This window comes from Pseudomonas knackmussii B13 (assembly GCF_000689415.1).
Classification (GTDB): domain Bacteria; phylum Pseudomonadota; class Gammaproteobacteria; order Pseudomonadales; family Pseudomonadaceae; genus Pseudomonas; species Pseudomonas knackmussii.
The window spans coordinates 487813-505563 of the sequence record NZ_HG322950.1; the positions used below are offsets into that span (position 1 = coordinate 487813).

At 65.6% G+C, this 17751-nt stretch carries 19 protein-coding genes and 1 pseudogene; 3 read left to right on the forward strand and 17 right to left on the reverse strand.

From position 1 onward, the window contains the following. Positions 1-114: 114 nt before the first annotated feature. From PKB_RS30465 to ubiE, 11 genes and pseudogenes are all read right to left on the reverse strand, one after another. Positions 115-987, reverse strand: a complete 873-nt coding sequence (locus PKB_RS30465; RefSeq protein ID WP_422613531.1) for a methyl-accepting chemotaxis protein — start codon at positions 985-987, stop codon at positions 115-117. Next, positions 970-2028, reverse strand: a pseudogene (locus tag PKB_RS30470) (methyl-accepting chemotaxis protein); the annotation flags it as partial. The pseudogene PKB_RS30470 and the gene PKB_RS30465, both read right to left, overlap by 18 nt. 157 nt (positions 2029-2185) lie before the next feature. Further along, complete coding sequence (locus tag PKB_RS02230) at positions 2186-2893, reverse strand: 16S rRNA (uracil(1498)-N(3))-methyltransferase (protein ID WP_043248674.1); 708 nt, start codon at positions 2891-2893, stop codon at positions 2186-2188. Next, positions 2890-3690, reverse strand: a complete 801-nt coding sequence (gene tatC, locus PKB_RS02235) for a twin-arginine translocase subunit TatC (RefSeq protein ID WP_043248675.1) — start codon at positions 3688-3690, stop codon at positions 2890-2892. Before tatC ends, PKB_RS02230 begins: the two co-directional genes overlap by 4 nt. Next, positions 3687-4127, reverse strand: a complete 441-nt coding sequence (gene tatB / locus PKB_RS02240; protein ID WP_043248677.1) for a Sec-independent protein translocase protein TatB — start codon at positions 4125-4127, stop codon at positions 3687-3689. Before tatB ends, tatC begins: the two co-directional genes overlap by 4 nt. Positions 4128-4130: 3 nt before the next feature. Beyond that, complete coding sequence (locus tag PKB_RS02245) at positions 4131-4367, reverse strand: twin-arginine translocase TatA/TatE family subunit (RefSeq protein WP_043248679.1); 237 nt, start codon at positions 4365-4367, stop codon at positions 4131-4133. Positions 4368-4395: 28 nt separating this feature from the next. Further along, complete coding sequence (locus PKB_RS02250) at positions 4396-4734, reverse strand: phosphoribosyl-ATP diphosphatase (RefSeq protein ID WP_043248682.1); 339 nt, start codon at positions 4732-4734, stop codon at positions 4396-4398. Next, positions 4727-5131, reverse strand: coding sequence for a phosphoribosyl-AMP cyclohydrolase (gene hisI / locus PKB_RS02255; protein WP_043248683.1), 405 nt, complete (start codon positions 5129-5131; stop codon positions 4727-4729). The genes PKB_RS02250 and hisI overlap by 8 nt, the downstream gene beginning before the upstream one ends. Before the next feature lie 82 nt (positions 5132-5213). Then, positions 5214-6815, reverse strand: a complete 1602-nt coding sequence (ubiB, locus tag PKB_RS02260; protein WP_043248685.1) for a ubiquinone biosynthesis regulatory protein kinase UbiB — start codon at positions 6813-6815, stop codon at positions 5214-5216. Further along, a complete protein-coding gene (locus PKB_RS02265) occupies positions 6812-7435 on the reverse strand; it encodes a ubiquinone biosynthesis accessory factor UbiJ (RefSeq protein ID WP_043248687.1) in 624 nt (207 codons plus the stop codon). Before PKB_RS02265 ends, ubiB begins: the two co-directional genes overlap by 4 nt. A 1-nt stretch (position 7436) precedes the next feature. Continuing rightward, positions 7437-8219 carry a bifunctional demethylmenaquinone methyltransferase/2-methoxy-6-polyprenyl-1,4-benzoquinol methylase UbiE gene (gene ubiE, locus PKB_RS02270; protein WP_043248689.1) on the reverse strand — a complete coding sequence of 261 codons (783 nt, stop codon included), beginning with the start codon at positions 8217-8219 and terminating at the stop codon, positions 7437-7439. A 130-nt stretch (positions 8220-8349) separates the two neighbouring features. On the opposite strand from ubiE, the gene PKB_RS02275 reads away from it, so the two are divergent. From PKB_RS02275 to PKB_RS02285, 3 genes are all read left to right on the forward strand, one after another. Further along, entirely contained in the window at positions 8350-8625 is a 276-nt protein-coding gene (locus PKB_RS02275; protein WP_043248690.1) for a polyhydroxyalkanoic acid system family protein, read from the forward strand. A gap of 159 nt (positions 8626-8784) precedes the next feature. Beyond that, entirely contained in the window at positions 8785-9207 is a 423-nt protein-coding gene (locus PKB_RS02280; protein WP_043248692.1) for a phasin family protein, read from the forward strand. Positions 9208-9217: 10 nt separating this feature from the next. Further along, positions 9218-10063 (forward strand): phasin family protein, encoded by an 846-nt coding sequence (locus PKB_RS02285; protein ID WP_043248693.1) that lies wholly within the window; start codon positions 9218-9220, stop codon positions 10061-10063. A gap of 56 nt (positions 10064-10119) precedes the next feature. Here the strand turns inward: PKB_RS02285 and PKB_RS02290 are convergent, their stop codons facing one another. The 6 genes from PKB_RS02290 to hslU all read right to left on the reverse strand — a co-directional run bounded on the left by PKB_RS02290 (position 10120) and on the right by hslU (position 17727). Then, positions 10120-10734, reverse strand: coding sequence for a TetR/AcrR family transcriptional regulator (locus PKB_RS02290; RefSeq protein ID WP_043248695.1), 615 nt, complete (start codon positions 10732-10734; stop codon positions 10120-10122). A gap of 167 nt (positions 10735-10901) precedes the next feature. After that, positions 10902-12584 carry a class II poly(R)-hydroxyalkanoic acid synthase gene (gene phaC / locus PKB_RS02295; protein WP_043248697.1) on the reverse strand — a complete coding sequence of 561 codons (1683 nt, stop codon included), beginning with the start codon at positions 12582-12584 and terminating at the stop codon, positions 10902-10904. A gap of 224 nt (positions 12585-12808) precedes the next feature. Further along, positions 12809-13825, reverse strand: a complete 1017-nt coding sequence (gene phaZ / locus PKB_RS02300) for a poly(3-hydroxyalkanoate) depolymerase (RefSeq protein WP_242411206.1) — start codon at positions 13823-13825, stop codon at positions 12809-12811. Beyond that, the gene (gene phaC / locus PKB_RS02305) at positions 13822-15501 is read right to left on the reverse strand and encodes a class II poly(R)-hydroxyalkanoic acid synthase (RefSeq protein ID WP_043248698.1); all 1680 of its coding nucleotides are present in this window, start codon (positions 15499-15501) and stop codon (positions 13822-13824) included. Before phaC (PKB_RS02305) ends, phaZ begins: the two co-directional genes overlap by 4 nt. 381 nt (positions 15502-15882) lie before the next feature. Beyond that, positions 15883-16254, reverse strand: a complete 372-nt coding sequence (locus PKB_RS02310; protein WP_043248701.1) for a gamma-butyrobetaine hydroxylase family protein — start codon at positions 16252-16254, stop codon at positions 15883-15885. A 132-nt stretch (positions 16255-16386) separates the two neighbouring features. Further along, positions 16387-17727, reverse strand: a complete 1341-nt coding sequence (hslU, locus tag PKB_RS02315) for an HslU--HslV peptidase ATPase subunit (protein ID WP_043248703.1) — start codon at positions 17725-17727, stop codon at positions 16387-16389. Positions 17728-17751 lie beyond the last annotated feature (24 nt).

Genomic DNA, 17751 nt, shown 5'->3' on the forward strand with positions numbered 1-17751 from the left:
AGTGTTTTTTCGAGACGCATCTTCGTGCGTCTGTGCGTATCGGCAGGAGGATAACGAACTTCAGCTTTTTCGGCGGGGAAAAAGCAACGGCCCGCATTGCGCGGGCCGTCAGGGTCAGATGCGGAAGCGGCCGACCAGCCCCTGCAGCTCCGTACCCAGGCGCGCCAGCTCGATGCTGGAGGCGGCGGTCTCTTCGCTGGCGGCGGCAGTCTGTTCGGAGATATCGCGCACGCTCATCACACTGCGGTTGATTTCTTCGGCCACCGCGCTCTGCTGCTCGGAAGCTGCGGCGATCTGCTGGTTCATTGCCTGGATGCCGGACACCGTGCGGGTGATCGCCTGCAGGCGCTCACCGGCGCGGCGGGTCAGCTCGACGGTGCTGTCCGTCAGCGAGCGGCTGTTGTCCATGCGCTGGGCTGCTTGCTGGGTGCCGGTCTGCAGGCCGGCGATCAGTTCTTCGATCTCGGCGGTGGATTGCTGGGTGCGCTGCGCCAGGGCACGCACTTCATCGGCGACCACGGCGAAACCGCGCCCTGCTTCGCCGGCACGGGCCGCTTCGATGGCGGCGTTGAGCGCCAGCAGGTTGGTCTGTTCGGCGACTGCCTTGATCACGTCGAGCACGCTGCCGATCTTGTCGCTCTCGCGCTTGAGCTGTTGCACCGCCTCGTTGGAACGGCCGACTTCGTTGGCCAGGCGATCCATCTGCTGCACCGCCTCGCTGACGGCACCGGCACCGGCAGTAGCCTCGCGGTCGGCAGCGCTGGCGGCTTCCGAGGCTTCTTCGGCGTTGCGCGCGACTTCCTGCACGGTGGCGGCCATCTCGTTCATCGCGGTGGCGACCTGATCAGTCTCGGTTTTCTGGTTGTTGACCCCGGCGCTGGTCTGTTCGGTCACGGCGGACAGCTCTTCGGCGGCGCTGGCGATCTGCGTCACGCCGTCATGGATATGGCTGATCAGCTCGCGCAACGAGCTGCTCATGCGCTGCATGCTGGCTTGCAGCTGGCCCAGTTCGTCGCGGCGGTCGACCTTCAGCGTCTGGCTGAGGTCGCCATCGGCGATGCGCTCGGCGGCGGCGAGCGATTCGCGCAGCGGCAGGACGATCTGCCGGGTGATCATCCAGGCGGCCAGCGTGCCCAGAACCATTGCCAGCACCGAGGCCAGCGCCAGCAGGCTCTTCGCCTGGTCGGCGGCTGCATCGCGCTTGGCGGTCTGGATGGTGCTCAGCTCGCTGCTGAGCTTCTCGATCTGCAGGCCGCTGTCACGCATGCGGTCACGCATCGCCTGGCTGTTGTTGACCTCTTCACGGTAGCGGTCGAGGGCCTTGTGATAGTCCTGCAGGGCGTTGACCGCGGCCTGGAAGTTGTCGTGCTGGTCGGCCGGAGCGGTCTGCATGTGCTCCTGCACGGTCTTGGTCGCCTGCTCAAGGGCATCCACCGCGGTCTGTTCCTGGGCCGGGTCCTCGCTGGAGGTGTACGCCAGCACCTGGAAGCGCGCGGCCATCACCACGCGGCCCAGTGCGGAGACAGCGGCCAGCTCCTTGATCGCTTCGGGCGACGTGGAGGCGACCAGGCTCTGCTCGATCAGCTCCAGCCCCTGGGTCACCACGGCTGCCTTGCGGATCAGCGTCTTGCGTGCGCTGTCGCGGCCGTCGAAGGACTTCTGCAGGCCCTTGAAGAGGGTGCGGTACTCGGCAGTGAGCTTTGCCTGTTGCGCGACCTTGTCGAGGTCGATGGGGTCGCTGAGCTGGCTGCCGACCAATTGCTGCTGGCGATCCAGCTGCGCAATCGCATCCTCGACCAGCTTGGCATCCGCCGGGGCGCGGCTGGCCTGGAATTTCAGGCGCGCGGTGCGCAGGTCCTTGGTCATGCCCAGCAGGTGGGAAATCTCGCCGAGCTTGTCGCCACGCGAAATCAGGTTGTTCAGGTTGAGCCAGCCGGTGACGGCGATCAGCAGCGTAAGCAGCAGGACCAGGCCAAATCCGATGGCAAGTTTCCGATTGACCGTGAGATTGCTGAACCAGCGAGACATGAAAGCGCAACTCCAGAGGAGGATGGAGACGGGAACGCGTGATGCGTTGCCTGGCAGGGGCCGGCATCCTTCCTATCGGCGAGGCGACGTAATTCTGAAGTTTCTTTAGGAAGTTTCTGACTAGTGGTTCGCGTCGGGACTTGAACGTGTCGTCGGGTCAGAAGAGGCGTGCGAGCAGGGCGGTTACCGCCGTCTCCACGCGCAGGATGCGTTCACCGAGCTGGACCGGGGCGAGGCCCGCTTCGCGCAGCTTGTCGACCTCGTAGGGAATCCAGCCGCCTTCCGGGCCGATGGCCAGGGTCACCGCCTGCTCGACTGCGCGCGGGCAGGCCGGCCAGGGGCCGGGATGGCCGATCAGGCCGAGGCTGCCTTCGGCCAGGGCGGGCAGGCGGTCTTCGACGAAGGGCTTGAAGCGCTTCTCGATGATCACCTCGGGCAGCACGGTGTCGCGCGCTTGCTCGAGCCCAAGAACCAGTTGCTCGCGGATGGCGTCCGGCTCAAGGAAGGGGGTCTGCCAGAAGCTCTTTTCCACCCGATAACTGTTCAGAAGTACCAGGCGTGGCACGCCCATGGCGGAGACGGTCTGCAGGACGCGGCGGAGCATCTTCGGGCGTGGCAGGGCGAGCAGCAGGGTCAGCGGCAGCTTGGCCGGCGGCGCCTGGGTGAAGCTCACCTGGAGTTCGGCTTCGTCGCGCTCCAGCTTGAGAATGCGGCCTTCGCCCATCAGCCCGCCGAGGCGGCCGACACGCAGGCTGTCGCCGCTTTCGGCGCGGTGCACTTCATGCAGGTGGGTGAGGCGGCGGTCGCGCAGCAAAACGCGGTCCGCCGCGACGAAGTCGGCGTCGTCGAGCAGCAGCAGGTTCACGGACGGGTCGCCGGGGGCTGGTCGCCGTTCTCGCTGGTTTCGTCTTCCTCGTCCCGGCTGCGCTTGCGGATCAGCCGGCTGAACAGCACGCCGGCCTCGAACAGCATCCACATGGGCACCGCGAGCAGGGTCTGCGACATCGGGTCCGGCGGGGTGAGGATCATGCCGACGACGAAGCAGCCGATGATGACGTAGGGGCGGATCTTCTTCAGGTAGGCGACATCGACCACGCCGATCCACACCAGCAGCACGGTGGCGACCGGAATCTCGAAGGCCACGCCGAAGGCGAACAGCAGGGTGAGGAAGTCGAGGTAGCTGTTGATGTCCGTCATCGGCGTCACCCCTTCCGGGGCCGCGCCGAGGAAGAAGTGGAACATCAGCGGGAACACCAGGAAGTAGGCGAAGGCCATCCCGGCGTAGAACAGCACCACGCTGGAGGCCAGCAGCGGCAAGGCGATGCGCTTCTCGTGCTTGTACAGGCCGGGCGCGATGAAGCCCCAGATCTGCGCGAGGATGAAGGGCATGGCCAGCAGCAGCGCCACGATCATGGTCAGCTTCAGCGGCGCGAGGAAGGCTGACGCCGGGTCGATGGCGATCATGGTCGCGCCTTCCGGGAGGAAGCGGCGCAGCGGCGCGGAGGCCAGGGTGTAGATCTTCTGCGAGAAGTACAGCAGACCGATGAAGATCACGAAGATCACCGCAACGCAGCGCAGAAGGCGCGTGCGCAGCTCGGTCAGGTGCGCGACCAGGGGCATCTCCTGGTCGTTCTCGGGCTGTTCGGGTTTTTCGGCGCTCATGGGTTACGCGGCGTCTCGGACGTGGGAGGCGTCTGGGGGGCGGCGACTGGCGGCTCGACCGTGCTGGCCGGCGCTTCGGCAACCTTCACCCCGGGCAGGTTGGCCAGGCGGCTGTGCGCGGCGACGGTCGGCGGCTCGCTGGGCGTGGCGGGCGCAGCCGGAGCCTGGGGCTCGGCCGGTTGCTCGCCGGTCAGCGGCGCCAGCAGTTTCTTGGCGTCGCGCTCCATCTGCAGGATGTGCTCGTTATGCAGTTGCCGACGGATCTCGTCGGCACCCAGCTCGCGCTCCACTTCCTGCTTGATGGCGTTGAAGCTGCGCTTCAGCCGGCCGACCCAGAGGCCCGCGGTGCGCGCGGCGCCGGGCAGGCGCTCGGGGCCCAGCACCAGCAGGGCGACGAGTCCAACCAGCATCAACTCGCTGAAGCTGATTCCGAACATCGATCAGTCCTTGCGGGCCGGCTCTTCGACCTTGTGCGCCTGTGCGTCGATGGTGGTCGGCTGGTTCAGCGGCGGGTTGGGTTGCTGAGGCTTCTCGTCCTCTTCGGTGTTCATTGCCTTGCGGAAGCCCTTGACCGCTTCACCGACGTCGGAGCCCAGGGTCTTCAGGCGCTTGGTGCCGAAGACCAGGACCACGACGATGAGGATCACTACCCAGTGTTTCCAGTCGAAAATGCCCATGCTTATTGTTCTCCTCGTTGAATGCGGTTCAGTTCGACGGCTGGCGGGCGGCTTTTTCGTCGTGGCCGGAGAGGCCGAAGCGACGTTCCAGCTCGTCCAGTACTGCCTGGGGATGCTGGCCGAGGGCGGCGAGCATGACCAGCGAGTGGAACCAGAGGTCGGCGGTTTCGTAGATCAGGTCGGTGCAGTCGCCGCTCTGGGCAGCGTCCTTGGCGGCGAGAATGGTTTCCACCGACTCTTCGCCGACCTTCTCCAGAATCTTGTTCAGGCCCTTGTAGTACAGGCTGGCGACGTAGGAACTCTCGGGCGCGGCGTTCTTGCGCGATTCGAGCACTTCGGCCAGGCGGGCGAGGGTGTTGTCACTCATGGCTGTGTCCGGGCTTGTCGTAGATGGCGTGCGGATCTTTCAGGACCGGGTCGACGACTTGCCAGTCGCCGTCCTGGAAGACGCGGTAGAAGCAGCTCTCGCGGCCGGTGTGGCAGGCGATGCCGCCCAGTTGCTCGACCATGAGGATGATGACGTCGGCGTCGCAGTCCAGGCGCAGTTCATGCACCTTCTGCACATGCCCGGATTCCTCGCCCTTGCGCCACAGCTTTCCGCGCGAGCGCGACCAGTAGATGGCGCGGTTTTCGGCGGCGGTCAGGGCCAGGGACTCGCGGTTCATCCAGGCCATCATCAGTACGCGGCCCGTCTTGTGGTCCTGGGCGATCGCCGGCACCAGGCCGTCGGCGTTCCAGTGAATTTCGTCCAGCCAGTCTTTCATTCTCGCTTCCGTACAGCGGGCGCCTGCGCGCCCCGCGGCAATTGCATCAACGACCAAGTGTGCCAGCAGTGGCGACGACTGGCTATCGGCGCAGGATCAGATACAGACCACCGGCCAGCATGGCCCAGGCCGGCCAGGCTTCCAGCGAATGGGTGGCGAGGCCTGTCTGGGTGGCGCCGGCGACCAGCACTGCGCCGATCAGCCGCGCAACCCAGGCGCCAGCTGGCGTCGCACCGTTTGTGACCGGTTGCTCGGCGGCTGGTTGCGACAGACGCTCCAGGGTATCGCGGGTCATCTGTGCCAGGTGCGGCAGCTGCTCGATGTGCTGCTGGGCGTTGCGCAGCAGTTGGCCGGGGCTGACGCGGTCGCGCATCCAGCGCTCGAGGAAGGGCTGCGCGGTGCTCCACAGGTCCAGGTCCGGATAGAGCTGGCGGCCGAGGCCTTCGATGTTCAGCAGGGTCTTCTGCAGCAGCACCAGTTGCGGCTGCACTTCCATGTTGAAGCGGCGTGCGGTCTGGAACAGGCGCAGCAGCACCTGGCCGAAGGAAATGTCCTTGAGCGGCTTCTCGAAGATGGGTTCGCAGACGGTGCGGATCGCCGCTTCGAAGTCGTTGACCTTGGTTTCCGCCGGCACCCAGCCGGAGTCGATGTGCAGCTGGGCGACCTTGCGGTAGTCGCGCTTGAAGAAGGCGATCAGGTTGCGCGCGAGGTAGTCCTGGTCCTCGTCGGTCAGGCTGCCGACGATGCCGCAGTCAACCGCGATGTACTGCGGGCTCCAGGGCGCGCGGGTGCTGACGAAGATGTTGCCCGGGTGCATGTCGGCGTGGAAGAAGCTGTCGCGGAACACCTGGGTGAAGAAGATCTCCACGCCGCGCTCGGCGAGCGCCTTGAAGTCGGTGCGCTGGTCGCGCAGGGTCTCGAGGTCGGTGACCGGAATGCCGTAGATGCGTTCCATCACCAGCACTTTCGGGCGGCACCAGTCCCAATAGACCTGCGGCACGTAGAGCAGCGGCGAGCCCTCGAAGTTGCGCCGCAGCTGGCTGGCGTTGGCCGCCTCGCGGAGCAGGTCGAGCTCGTCGTAGATGGTCTTTTCGTAGTCGCTGACCACTTCCACGGGATGCAGGCGGCGGGCATCGGCGGAGACGCGCTCGGCCACACGGGCGAGGATGAACAGCCAGGCGATGTCGGCGCGAATCACCGGCTTGAGGTTCGGGCGGATCACCTTGACCACCACTTCCTCGCCGCTCTTTAGCTGCGCGGCGTGCACCTGGGCCACCGAGGCCGAGGCCAGCGGTTCGCGCTCGAAGCGCGCGAAGACCTGTTCGACCTTCGCCCCGAGCTGTTCCTCGATCAACGCCACCGAGGCTTCCGGCGAGAACGGCGGAACCTTGTCCTGCAGGCGCGCAAGCTCGTTGGCGATGTCGTCGGGGAGCAGGTCGCGGCGGGTGGAGAGGATCTGGCCGAACTTGATGAAGATCGGTCCCAGGCCCTCAAGGGCCAGGCGAATGCGCTCGCCGCGGCTCAGCTCGAGGGTGCGCCGCGGCAGCCAGCGCCAGGGCAGCAGGCCGCCGAGCAGGCGCAGCCACCAGGGCAGCATCGGCAGTTCGAGGATGAGGTCGTCGAGGCGGTAACGGATCACCACGCTCTGGATGCGCAGCAGGCGGCGGAAGGCGAGCAGCTTCATGCGTCGGGGTTCGGCTTCTTGGACAGGCGCGCCAGGCGCGCATCGAGGCGGTCGAGGGCGATCTTCAGCTGGTCAAGCTCGGCGAAGCGCGCTTCGGCTTCGTTGCGCCCGACCAGGGTGCGGCTTTCTTCGGCGAGGTAGTCGGCCAGGCTCAGGCGCAGGCTTTCCAGGCTGTCGCCGGCCCAGCGCGCGCCTTCGCGCAGACGGCTGCCGAGCAGCTGCGTGGCCAGCGGGCCGAGCCATTGCTGGACTTCGTACTCCCAGTCCAGCTCCAGGCTCTGCAGGATGTCGGCGAGCTCCAGCAACAGCGCGCTGTCGCCGCCCATCTCGACTTCCGGGCTGTGCAGCACGCGGGTCTTGTCGGCGGCGAGCGCCAGTTGCAGCAGGCGCCCGGCCGGTGCCCGCAGGGTGCAGTCGACCTCGGCTTCATGCTGCGCGGCGAAGTGCAGGCCATCGCCGCCGGGCAGGATGAACAGGCGCAGCAACGGGGCCTGGCAGTCCACTTCGAGGACCCTTCCGGCAAGCCGCGAGAGACGCTGCAGAGCCACGCCGTCCAGGCGTAGCACGCGGTTCACGCCGGCTTCGGCGCTGGCCAGCAGCGCCTGGGTCAGGAGCGCCATCTCAGGGCTTGATGCCGCGGTGCAGGGCGACCACGCCGCCGGTCATGTTGTGGTAGGTGACGCGGTCGAAACCGGCCTCGACCATCATCGACTTCAGCGTTTCCTGGTCCGGGTGCATGCGGATCGACTCGGCCAGGTAGCGGTAGCTCTCGGCGTCGTTGGTGACCAGCTTGCCCATCAGCGGCAGCAGGGTGAAGGAGTAGGCGTCGTAGGCCTTGGACAGCAGGCTGCTGGTCGGCTTGGAGAACTCCAGCACCAGCAGGCGGCCGCCCGGCTTGAGCACGCGCAGCATCGAGCGGATGGCAGCGTCCTTGTGGGTGACGTTGCGCAGGCCGAAGGCGATGGTCACCACGTCGAAGTAATTGTCCGGGAAGGGCAGCTTCTCGGCATCGGCCTGGACGAAGTTGACGTTGCCGGCGACGCCGCTGTCGAGCAGCTTGTCGCGGCCGACCTTGAGCATCGAGGCGTTGATGTCGGCCAGCACCACTTCGCCGGTCGGGCCGACCAGGCGCGAGAACTGGCGGGTCAGGTCACCGGTGCCGCCGGCGATGTCGAGCACGCGGTTGCCGGCGCGCACGCCGGACAGCTCGATGGTGAAGCGTTTCCACAGGCGGTGGACGCCACCGGACATCAGGTCGTTCATCAGGTCGTACTTGGCGGCGACCGAGTGGAAGACCTCGGCGACCTTGCCGGCCTTCTCGCTCTCGCGCACGGTCTTGTAGCCGAAGTGCGTGGTGGGATCGGCGGGGCCCTGGTCCCCTGCCGGCTTGCGCGGCTCGCTCATGGCGTTTCTACCCTGGAAGTCAGTGGCGGGCATTCTAACAGGAAGACGGCAAAACGCCCCCCATGCCTCGGGGTGCGGCGAAAGGTCATGCCGCGTATCATCGGCGCGTCTGTCAATTCCGGAGCCATTCATGTCCCGTATCCACGTCGAACGTTCCCACTCCCTCGGCCGCGAGGCCGCCCGCGAGAAGGCCCAGAAGCTGGCCGAGAAGCTGTCCCGCGAGCACGGTGTGAGCTACGAGTGGCAGGGCGACGTCCTGACCTTCAAGCGCAGTGGCGTGGACGGCCGCATCGAGGTCGGCGACGACCGCGTGGCGGTAGAGGTCAAGCTGGGCCTGCTGCTGTCGGCCATGGGCGGCATGCTCAAGGGCGAGATCGAGCGCGCGCTGGACAAGGCCCTGGCCTGAGGCGCATTCGCAGGAGCGAGCAAGTTCGCTCCTGCGATGAACACCGCAGCCGCTTTCGCCGGCTGGTATGTGTTTTCTAATTTTCCCCGATACCTTGCACTCAAGCTCGCAGCGAAGCGGGCTTCTTCGGAACCCCGATAACAGTGTGAGGATCCCGCCATGGCCAAAGTCGCCAGCAAGAAGAAAGTCGAGAAAGCCGTCAAAGACAGCTCCGTGATCACCGACGTCAAACACTACGCCCGCCAGATCTGGCTGGCCGGCCTGGGCGCCTATGCGCGCGTGGGTCAGGAAGGCGTGGACTACTTCAAGGAGCTGGTGAAGTCCGGCGAAGGCGTAGAGACCAAGGGCCGCAAGCTGGTCACCGAACAGGTCGAAGCCGCCAACGACAGCGTCAAGAGCAGCGTATCCAGCGTGAAGGGCAAGGTTGAAGTGCAGCTCGATAAAGTCGAGAAGGCATTCGACAGCCGCGTCGCCACCGCGCTGAACCGCATCGGCATCCCTTCGCGGCAGGACGTGGAAGCGCTCTCTGCTAAGCTGGATGAGCTGAGCGCGGTGCTCGAGCGTGTCGCGAAAACTCATTGAGGAGAGCGGGATGGCTGGCAAGAAAACTACCGATAAAAAAGAGTCCAGTTGGGTCGGCGAAGTCGAGAAGTACTCCCGGCAAATCTGGTTGGCTGGTCTGGGTGCCTACTCGAAGGTCAGCAAGGATGGCAGCAAGCTGTTCGAGACCCTGGTCAAGGATGGCGAGAAGGCCGAGAAGCTCGCCAAGAGCGAGGTCGACAAGTCCGTCGGCGTGGTGAAGACCACTGCGCGTTCCGCCAAGTCCAAGGTCGACGAGGTCAAGGACAAGGCACTGGGCAAGTGGAGCGAGCTGGAAGAGGCTTTCGACAAGCGTCTGAACAGCGCGATCTCGCGCCTGGGCGTGCCGAGCCGCAATGAGGTCAAGGAGCTTCACAGCAAGGTCGCAAGCCTGACCAAGCAGATCGAGAAGCTCACCGGCGTCAGCGTGAGCAGCGTCAAACCGGCTGCCAAGACCGCCGCCAAGCCGGCTGCGAAACCGGCCGCTGCCAAGCCTGCCGCCAAGACCGCTGCCGCGAAACCCGCCGCCAAGGCCGCCGCCAAACCTGCTGCCAAGCCCGCGGCCAAACCGGCAGCCAAGCCTGCCGCCAAAGCTGCTGCTGCGAAGCCCGCCGCCGCTAAACCGGCTGCCAAGGCTGCTGCCAAACCGGCCGCTGCGAAGCCTGCAGCTGCCAAGCCCGCTGCGGCGAAACCGGCTGCCAAGCCTGCTGCGGCGAAGAAGCCGGCGGTGAAGAAGGCTGCTGCACCCAAGCCGGCTGCCGCTCCTGCCGCTGCCCCGGCTGCTGCTCCGGCTGCGACTCCGGCCCCGGCCGCCGCTGCTCCGGCAGCCACTCCGGCACCGTCGTCGACCCAGGCCTGAGTGTCTCGCGGTACCCAACGCCCGGCCTAGCGCCGGGCGTTTTCTTTGGGCCTTCGTCAGGCCTGCAGGTAGCGCAGCGCCAAGTGCTCGGCAGCGACGCGCGACTCTCCGCGCAAGTGCGGCGCCACCAGCATCATTACCTGGTAGACCACCATGCGGACTTCGCCGGCGCCGCCCAGGATGCGTTGGTAATCCAGCGAGAACAGCAGGGTCAGGGTGATCTGCTCGACCAGTTGCCCCAGTGACGCGGTGTCGCTGATCAACTCGCCCTCGGCCTTGAGTTTGGCGAGCAGCGCCGCGAGCGTGCGCTTGAGTGCGTTCAGCCAGTTGCGCATGCCGCGCGCGAGCTTGGGCAGGCGCCCGGCGAGGTTGGAGAGGTCCTGGAAGAGGAAGCGGTAGTGCGCCAGGCGCTCGACGATCAGGTGCAGGAACAGCCAATAGTCTTCCGCGCCCAGTCGCGCTTCGGCGGGCGGATCGAGCAGGGGCTGCAGCTCTTCCTCGAAATGGGCGAAGAGCGCCATGACCAGGGGCTCCTTGCCGTGGAAGTGGTAGTACAGGTTGCCCGGGCTGATGCCCAGTTCGGTGGCGATCTCCAGGGTGGAGACGTTGGGTTCGCCCTGCTCGTTGAACAGCAGGCGGGCACACTCGAGGATTCTGTCGCGGGTCTTCATCCGTGTTCTTGTTCTGGCCTCGGGAGCGCCGACGATAACCGCGCCTTTGGGTGGCGGCCAGCCCCCCGAGGAGAGGGATTTCCTGCAGGAGCCGACCTTGTCCGCGATGGCCTGAGGTCCCGGCACGATTCGCGGATGAGATCAGCCCCTGCAGATTCGAAGGAGTTCTAGCGCTCGTGGACGTAAGTGCCCGGCGCCGCCTCCATCGGCGGGTGCTCGGCGTTGCCCAGCTCGAAGTTCACCGCGCCGCGCTCGCCGGAGCGCTCCTGGATCCACTGCAGCCACATCGGCCACCAGCTGCCCTCGTGGCGCTGGGTGTCGTAGTACCAGGCGCGCGGGTCGGACTGCAGCTTGCCATTCTCGAAGTAGCAGGCCTTGGGGTTGCCCGGCGGGTTGAGGATGCTCTGGATGTGCCCGCTGTTGGACAGCACGAAGCGGCTGTCGCCGCCCATCAGCAAGGCCGAGCGGTAGACCGCGTCCCAGGGCGTGATGTGGTCGGTGATGCCGGCGACGTGGAAGTTGTCCACAGCCACTTTCTTCAGGTCGATCGGCGTGCCGCAGATTTCCATGGCGCCGGCGCGGGCCAGCGGGTTGTGCTTGAAGAAGTCGAGGAAGTCGCCGTGCAGCGCGGCGGGCAGCCGGGTGTTGTCGTTGTTCCAGTAGAGGATGTCGAAGGCCGGCGGCAGCTTGCCGAGCAGGTAGTTGTTGACCCAGTAGTTCCAGATCAGGTCGTTCGGCCGCATCCAGGCGAACACCTTGGCCATGTCCTTGCCTTCGAGCACGCCGTGCTGGTACGAGCGGCGCTTGCTGGTCTCCAGGGTCTGCTCATCGGCGAACAGCGCGGCCGGCGTCTCTACCTGGCTGTCCAGCAGGCTCACCAGGTAGGTGGCGCTGCTGATCTTGCGCAGTTGCCGGCGCGCCTGCAGGTGGCCTTGCAGCGCGGCGATGGTGAGGCCGCCGGAGCAGGCGCCCATCAGGTTGACGCTGCGGCTGCCGCTGATCGAACGGCAAACCTCGATGGCTTCGTCGAGGGCCTTCACGTAGGTCGACAGGCCCCACTCGCGGTGGCGCGCGTCGGGGTTGCGCCAACTGACCATGAATACCTGCAGATTGTTCTTCAGGGCGTACTGGACGAAGCTCTTCTCCGCGCTGAGATCGAAGATGTAGTACTTGTTGATCTGTGGCGGAACTATCAGCAGCGGCTTGGCGTACAGGTGCTCGCCCATGGGCTTGTACTGGATCAGCTCCAGCACTTCGCTGCGGAACACCACCGCGCCCGGCGTGTTCGCCAGGTTCCGGCCGACCTCGAAGGCCTGCTTGTTGACCTGGCTGGGCATGCCGCCGTTGTGCATCAGGTCGGCGAGCAGATGGCGGCCGCCGGAGAGCAGGCTCTGGCCGCCGGTATTGAAGATTTCCTTCACCGCCTGGGGGTTGATCAGGCTGTTGGAGGGCGCCATGGCATCGGCGAACAGCGACAGCACGAAGCGCGCGCGGGTGCGGTCGTCGCATTCCATGTCGCTTTCGTCGATCCAGGCGAGCAACTGCTGCTGCCAGGCCAGGTAGGCCTGCAGGGTGCGCCGGTAGAAGGGGTTGAGGCGCCAGGACGGGTCCTGGAAGCGGGCGTCCTGCGGGTTGGGCTGCAGCGGCGAATCCCCAAGCAGCACGCGACCCATCTGCTTGCCGAACGCCGCCAGGTGGCGGGCGTTGTACAGCGGTCTGCGCACGCCCTGCAGCGCCAGGGAGCGCAGAGTGGACAGCATGTCCTTGCCGCGCAGGCCGACCATGGCGCTCTGCGCGTTCATGAACTCGGCGGGGGCCGGCAGGCGGCCGGCGCTAGAAGTCTCTCGCATGTGCAGCTCTCCATCGATGAAAGAACCGTCTCGGTGCAGACCCAGCAAGGCCCATACCAGCTTTGCCGCAGGCCCGTGCCTGACGCGCGCAAGGAGGCAAGCATAGGCTGCCTGGCGAGCATGTGCCGGCTCAGGAGCATGCCTGTGCACTATTACGAGGCGATGATGCTGCGCATGCCTCCCTGTCGCGGCGGTGGAAGCCGGGCGCGACAGGGTGCCGATGGTTAGCTGGCCTTGGGTGCGAACAGGCGCGGATGCATGATCGCGCGCTGCCGTTCCTCGTGGAGGAATTTCATGATGATGGGCGCGACCGTCTCGGCGCGGGTCACCAGGAACAGGTGGCCATCGTCGATCACGTGCAGTTCGGCGTTGGGAATGCGCCAGGCGATCAGGCGCATGTTGATCAGCGGAATGATCGGGTCGTCGTCGCCGGCTAGCACCAGGGTCGGCTGCTGGATCTTGTGCAGCCAGTGCACGCTGGTCCAGCCGAGCCCGGCGAACAGCTGCCAGTAGTAGCCGAGCTTGCCGGAGGAGCGCACCTTGGCGGCGAACGCCATGGCCAGCTTGGGATCGCGGCGGAAGGCCCCGCCGTAGATGTCCGGGGCAATGTGTGCGCCATAGGACGGCTGGATGTAGCGCCGCGGGCTGGCCATGCGCCAGAGAACCTTTGGTTTTCCCGGGACCATCACTGCCCCCGCCGCGGTGGCGGCGAGGATCAGTTTCTTGCAGCGTTCGGGATAGTCGTGGGCGAACTGCTGGGCCAGCGCGCCGCCCCAGGACACGCCGATCGCGGCCACCTGGCCGTAGTCCAGGTAGTCGAGCATGCGCGCCGCCAACCGGGCCAGGCCCGGGAAGCGGTAAGGCGTGCTCGGCGTCGACGAACCACCGACCCCGGGCACGTCGAAGGCGATCACCTCCAGGTCCGAGTCCAGCGCCGCCACAAAGGGGAACACCAGCTCGAGGTTGGCGCCAATGCCGTTGAATATCAGCAGCGGCGTCATGTGTCCCTTGCCGGGGCGCACCGCCGTGCGAATGCTCTGCCCATCCAGCTCGATGGTGCGGAACACGAAGGGTTGCGGCGCGATCTCCTTTTTCGCCTGGGGTTCAGCCGCGACGGCCTCGGCCACCACCTTGGCCGCGCGCGCACGGGGCGCGCGGCGGGTGGCGGGCAGGGGCTCTGCCTGCGGTTGCTGGGCCGGCTCTTCGGGGAGCGGCGCGTCGGGAAGCGTCTCTGTCTTCATCGTTCGTGTACGTAGGTTCCGGGGGAAGCCTCGCCGGCCGGATAGGCCTTGTTGCCCAGCGTCGCCGATGCCTTCTTCAACTTGCCGGAGCGCTCAGCCAGCCACTGCTGCCAGTGCAGCCACCAGGAGTCGGCGTGCTTGCTGGAGTTCTCCTGCCAGGTCTTGGGATCGACGGACAGTTCGGGGCCGGTCATGAAGCGAGCCTTGGGGTTGCCCGGTGGGTTGAGGATGCTCTGGATGTGCCCGCTGTTGGAGAGGATGAACTCGCACTTGCCGCCAAGCAGGCGGGCGGAGCGATAGCAGGCTTCCCAGGGCGTGATGTGGTCGGTCAGTCCGGCCAGGCAATAGAAGTCGCATTTGACCTGCTTGAGGTCGATGGGGGTGCCGGCGACCTCCAGCGCGCCGGGGCGGCTGAGCGGGTTGCTCTTGAACATTTCCACCAGCTCGCCGTGCAGCGCGGCGGGCAGGCGCGTGGTGTCGTTGTTCCAGAACAGGATGTCGAAGGCCGGCGGCTCGTTGCCGAGCAGGTAGTTGTTGACCCAGTAGTTCCAGATCAGGTCGTTCGGCCGCATCCAGGCGAACACCTTGGCCATGTCCTTGCCTTCCAGCACGCCGGATTGGTAGGAGCGGCGCTTGGCGGCCTCGAGGGTCTTCTCGTCGGCGAACAGGGCGATGGTGGTGTCGAGCTCGAAGTCGAGCACGCTGACCATCTGGGTGAAGGCGTGGACCTTCTCCTCGCCCAGCGCGGCGTAGTGGCCCAGCAGGGTCACGGTGGTGATGCCGCCGGAGCAGGCGCCGAGCATGTTCAGGTCCTTGGCGCCGGTGATGGCGAGGACCACGTCGATGGCTTCCTTCAGCGCCTCGATGTAAGTGGTCAGGCCCCACTCACGCTGTGCCTTGGTCGGGTTGCGCCAGCTGACGATGAAGGTCTGCACCTGGTTGCGCAGGCAGAAGCGCGCGAGGCTCTTCTCCGGCGACAGGTCGAACACGTAGAACTTGTTGATCTGCGGCGGCACCACCAGCAGCGGGCGTTCGTGCACGCTCTCGGTGATCGGCTTGTACTGGATCAGTTCCAGCACGTCGTTGCGGAACACCACGGCGCCTTCGGTGGTGGCGAGGTTCTTGCCGACCTCGAAGGCGTCCATGTTCACCTGGCTGGGCATGCCGCCGTTGTTCACCAGGTCCTTGGCAAGGTGGCTGAGGCCGTCGAGCAGGCTCTTGCCGCCGGTCTCGAAGAAGCGCTTGACCGCTGCCGGGTTGCTCAGGGTGTTGGTTGGCGCCATGGCTTCGGTCATCAGGTTGATGACGAACTGCCCGCGGCTGATGTCCTGCGGCGTAAGGTCGCTGCCGCCGAGCCACTCGTGCAGCTCCTTGCGCCAGGCCAGGTAGGTCTGCAGATAACGGCGGTAGAGCGGGTTCTGGCTCCAGGCCGGATCGTTGAAGCGGCGGTCGTCGTCGGACGGGCGCAGCTGTGAGGTCCCGAGCAGGACGTTCTTCAGTTCCAGGCCGAAATGGCCGACGTGCTTGACGCTATGGAAGGGTTGCTTGAGTGCTTGCATCAGCACCATGCGGGCAGAGCTCAAAATATCCTTGCCGCGAATCCCTATCACTGGGTTCAGGTTCAGGGTGTTTTCCGCGGCTTGCTGGGGTAGATCGTTGTTCTTCTTGTCGGTCATCGACGACGCTCCAATGTCCTAGGACAAACAGTCAGGAATGCACCTGGCGCCGGTCGCCAGGTACTGCTCGGAACCAGTTGGCGTGAAGCGCGCTTCACGTCGGTCAACCTCTGTCGGCCCATTCCTGGGCCCGGCCTCGATTGCGCCCAAGGCGCATCGTTTTGGTTATCCCGAATTCCTGCTGCATGCAAGAGGTTGTCACTCAAGGCCTTTCAGTATTTTCCCGAGAAAATCTAGAAAGAACGCCCTAGAAAACAGCCGAATGCGCAGTAGATCGGGAATGGCCTGATCGGAATCCAGTCTGCTTGGAGAATGTTGCAAATGACGTGCCCTGTACAGGGCCGGGGAGGGGAGGAATATTCGCCTGGACGAAAGGCCGGGTCACAGCATAAGCCGAACCACCGATTCAGACGGGTCGCGGGATTTTCCGGCCTTTTGCAGCTCTTCCAGGTACTCGTTCCACAGTTGCTCCTTGCGGGTGCACAGCTGGTAGAGGTAGTCCCAGGAATAAAGCCCGCTGTCGTGGCCGTCGTCGAAAGTCAGCTTGAGCGCGTATTGGCCAGCCGGCTCCAATCCGACCAGGGCGACGTTGAGTTTGCCGTACTGCAGGATCGGGTTGCCGTGGCCCTGCACTTCTGCCGAGGGCGAGTGCACGCGGAGGAATTCGGCGGGCAGGTCGTAGGACTCTTCGCCGTACTTCAGGGTCAGGGTGCGCGAAGCCTTGTGCAGCTGGATGGCGGTTGGGATGTGCATGGGGGAAACCTCCGGCTACGGGCGGCGGGTGGCTCTTCGTAGGAGCGAGCTTGCTCGCGAACCGGGTGGGCACGAAGCCGTGTTTGGTTCGCGAGCAAGCTCGCTCCTACAGGCATGAAGTCTGCAGCCGCTTTACAGAATGTAGCGCGACAGATCTTCGTCCTGCGCCAGCTCGCCGAGGTGGCCGTTGACGTAGGCGGCGTCGATCACGATCGGCTTTTCGCTGTGCTCGCTGGCAAGGTCGGCGGCGTCGAAGGAGACTTCTTCCAGCAGGCGCTCCAGCAGGGTATGCAGGCGGCGAGCACCGATGTTCTCGGTCTTCTCGTTGACCTGCCAGGCGATCTCCGCCAGGCGCTGCACGCCGTCGTCGGCGAACTCGATGTCCAGCCCCTCGGTCTTCAGCAGCGCGGTGTACTGCTCGGTGAGCGACGCGTGTGGCTCGCGCAGGATGCGCTTGAAGTCGTCTGGAGTCAGGGCCTTGAGCTCGACGCGGATCGGCAGGCGGCCTTGCAGTTCCGGCACCAGGTCGCTGGGCTTGGACAGGTGGAAGGCGCCCGAGGCGATGAACAGGATGTGGTCGGTCTTGACCATGCCCAGCTTGGTGTTGACGGTGCAGCCCTCGATCAGCGGCAGCAGGTCGCGCTGCACGCCTTCGCGGGAAACATCGGCGCCGCCGACATTGCCGCGCTTGGCGATCTTGTCGATCTCGTCGATGAAGACGATGCCGTTCTGCTCGACCGCTTCCAGGGCGCGGGCCTTGAGGTCTTCTTCATTGACCAGGCGCTGCGCTTCCTCGTCGCGGATCAGCTTCATGGCCTCGGCGACCTTCAGCTTGCGTGTCTTCTGCTTGCCCTTGCCCATGTTGGAGAACAGGCTCTGCAGCTGGTTGGTCATCTCCTCCATGCCGGGCGGCGCCATGATTTCCACGCCGGCCGGGATGTCGGCCACTTCGATGTCGATTTCCTTGTCGTCCAGCTGGCCTTCGCGAAGGCGCTTGCGGAACAGCTGGCGGGTGTTGGAGTCCTCGCGCGGCGCCGGCTCGTCGCCGAAGCCGGTGCGTGCCGGCGGCAGCAGGGCGTCGAGGATGCGTTCCTCGGCAGCGTCCTCGGCGCGGTATTTCACCTTCTGGACTTCCTGCTCGCGGAGCATCTTGATCGCCGCATCGGCGAGGTCGCGAATGATCGACTCGACGTCACGGCCGACATAGCCGACCTCGGTGAACTTGGTCGCCTCGACCTTCAGGAAGGGCGCGTTGGCCAGCTTGGCCAGGCGGCGGGCGATCTCGGTCTTGCCGACGCCGGTCGGGCCGATCATCAGGATGTTCTTCGGCGTCACTTCGGCGCGCAGCTCCGCCGGCAGCTGCATGCGCCGCCAGCGGTTGCGCAGGGCGATGGCAACGGCGCGCTTGGCGTCGTCCTGGCCGATGATGTGGCGATTGAGTTCGTGGACGATCTCGCGGGGAGTCATGGACATTTGATCGGGTTCTCCGGAGCGACA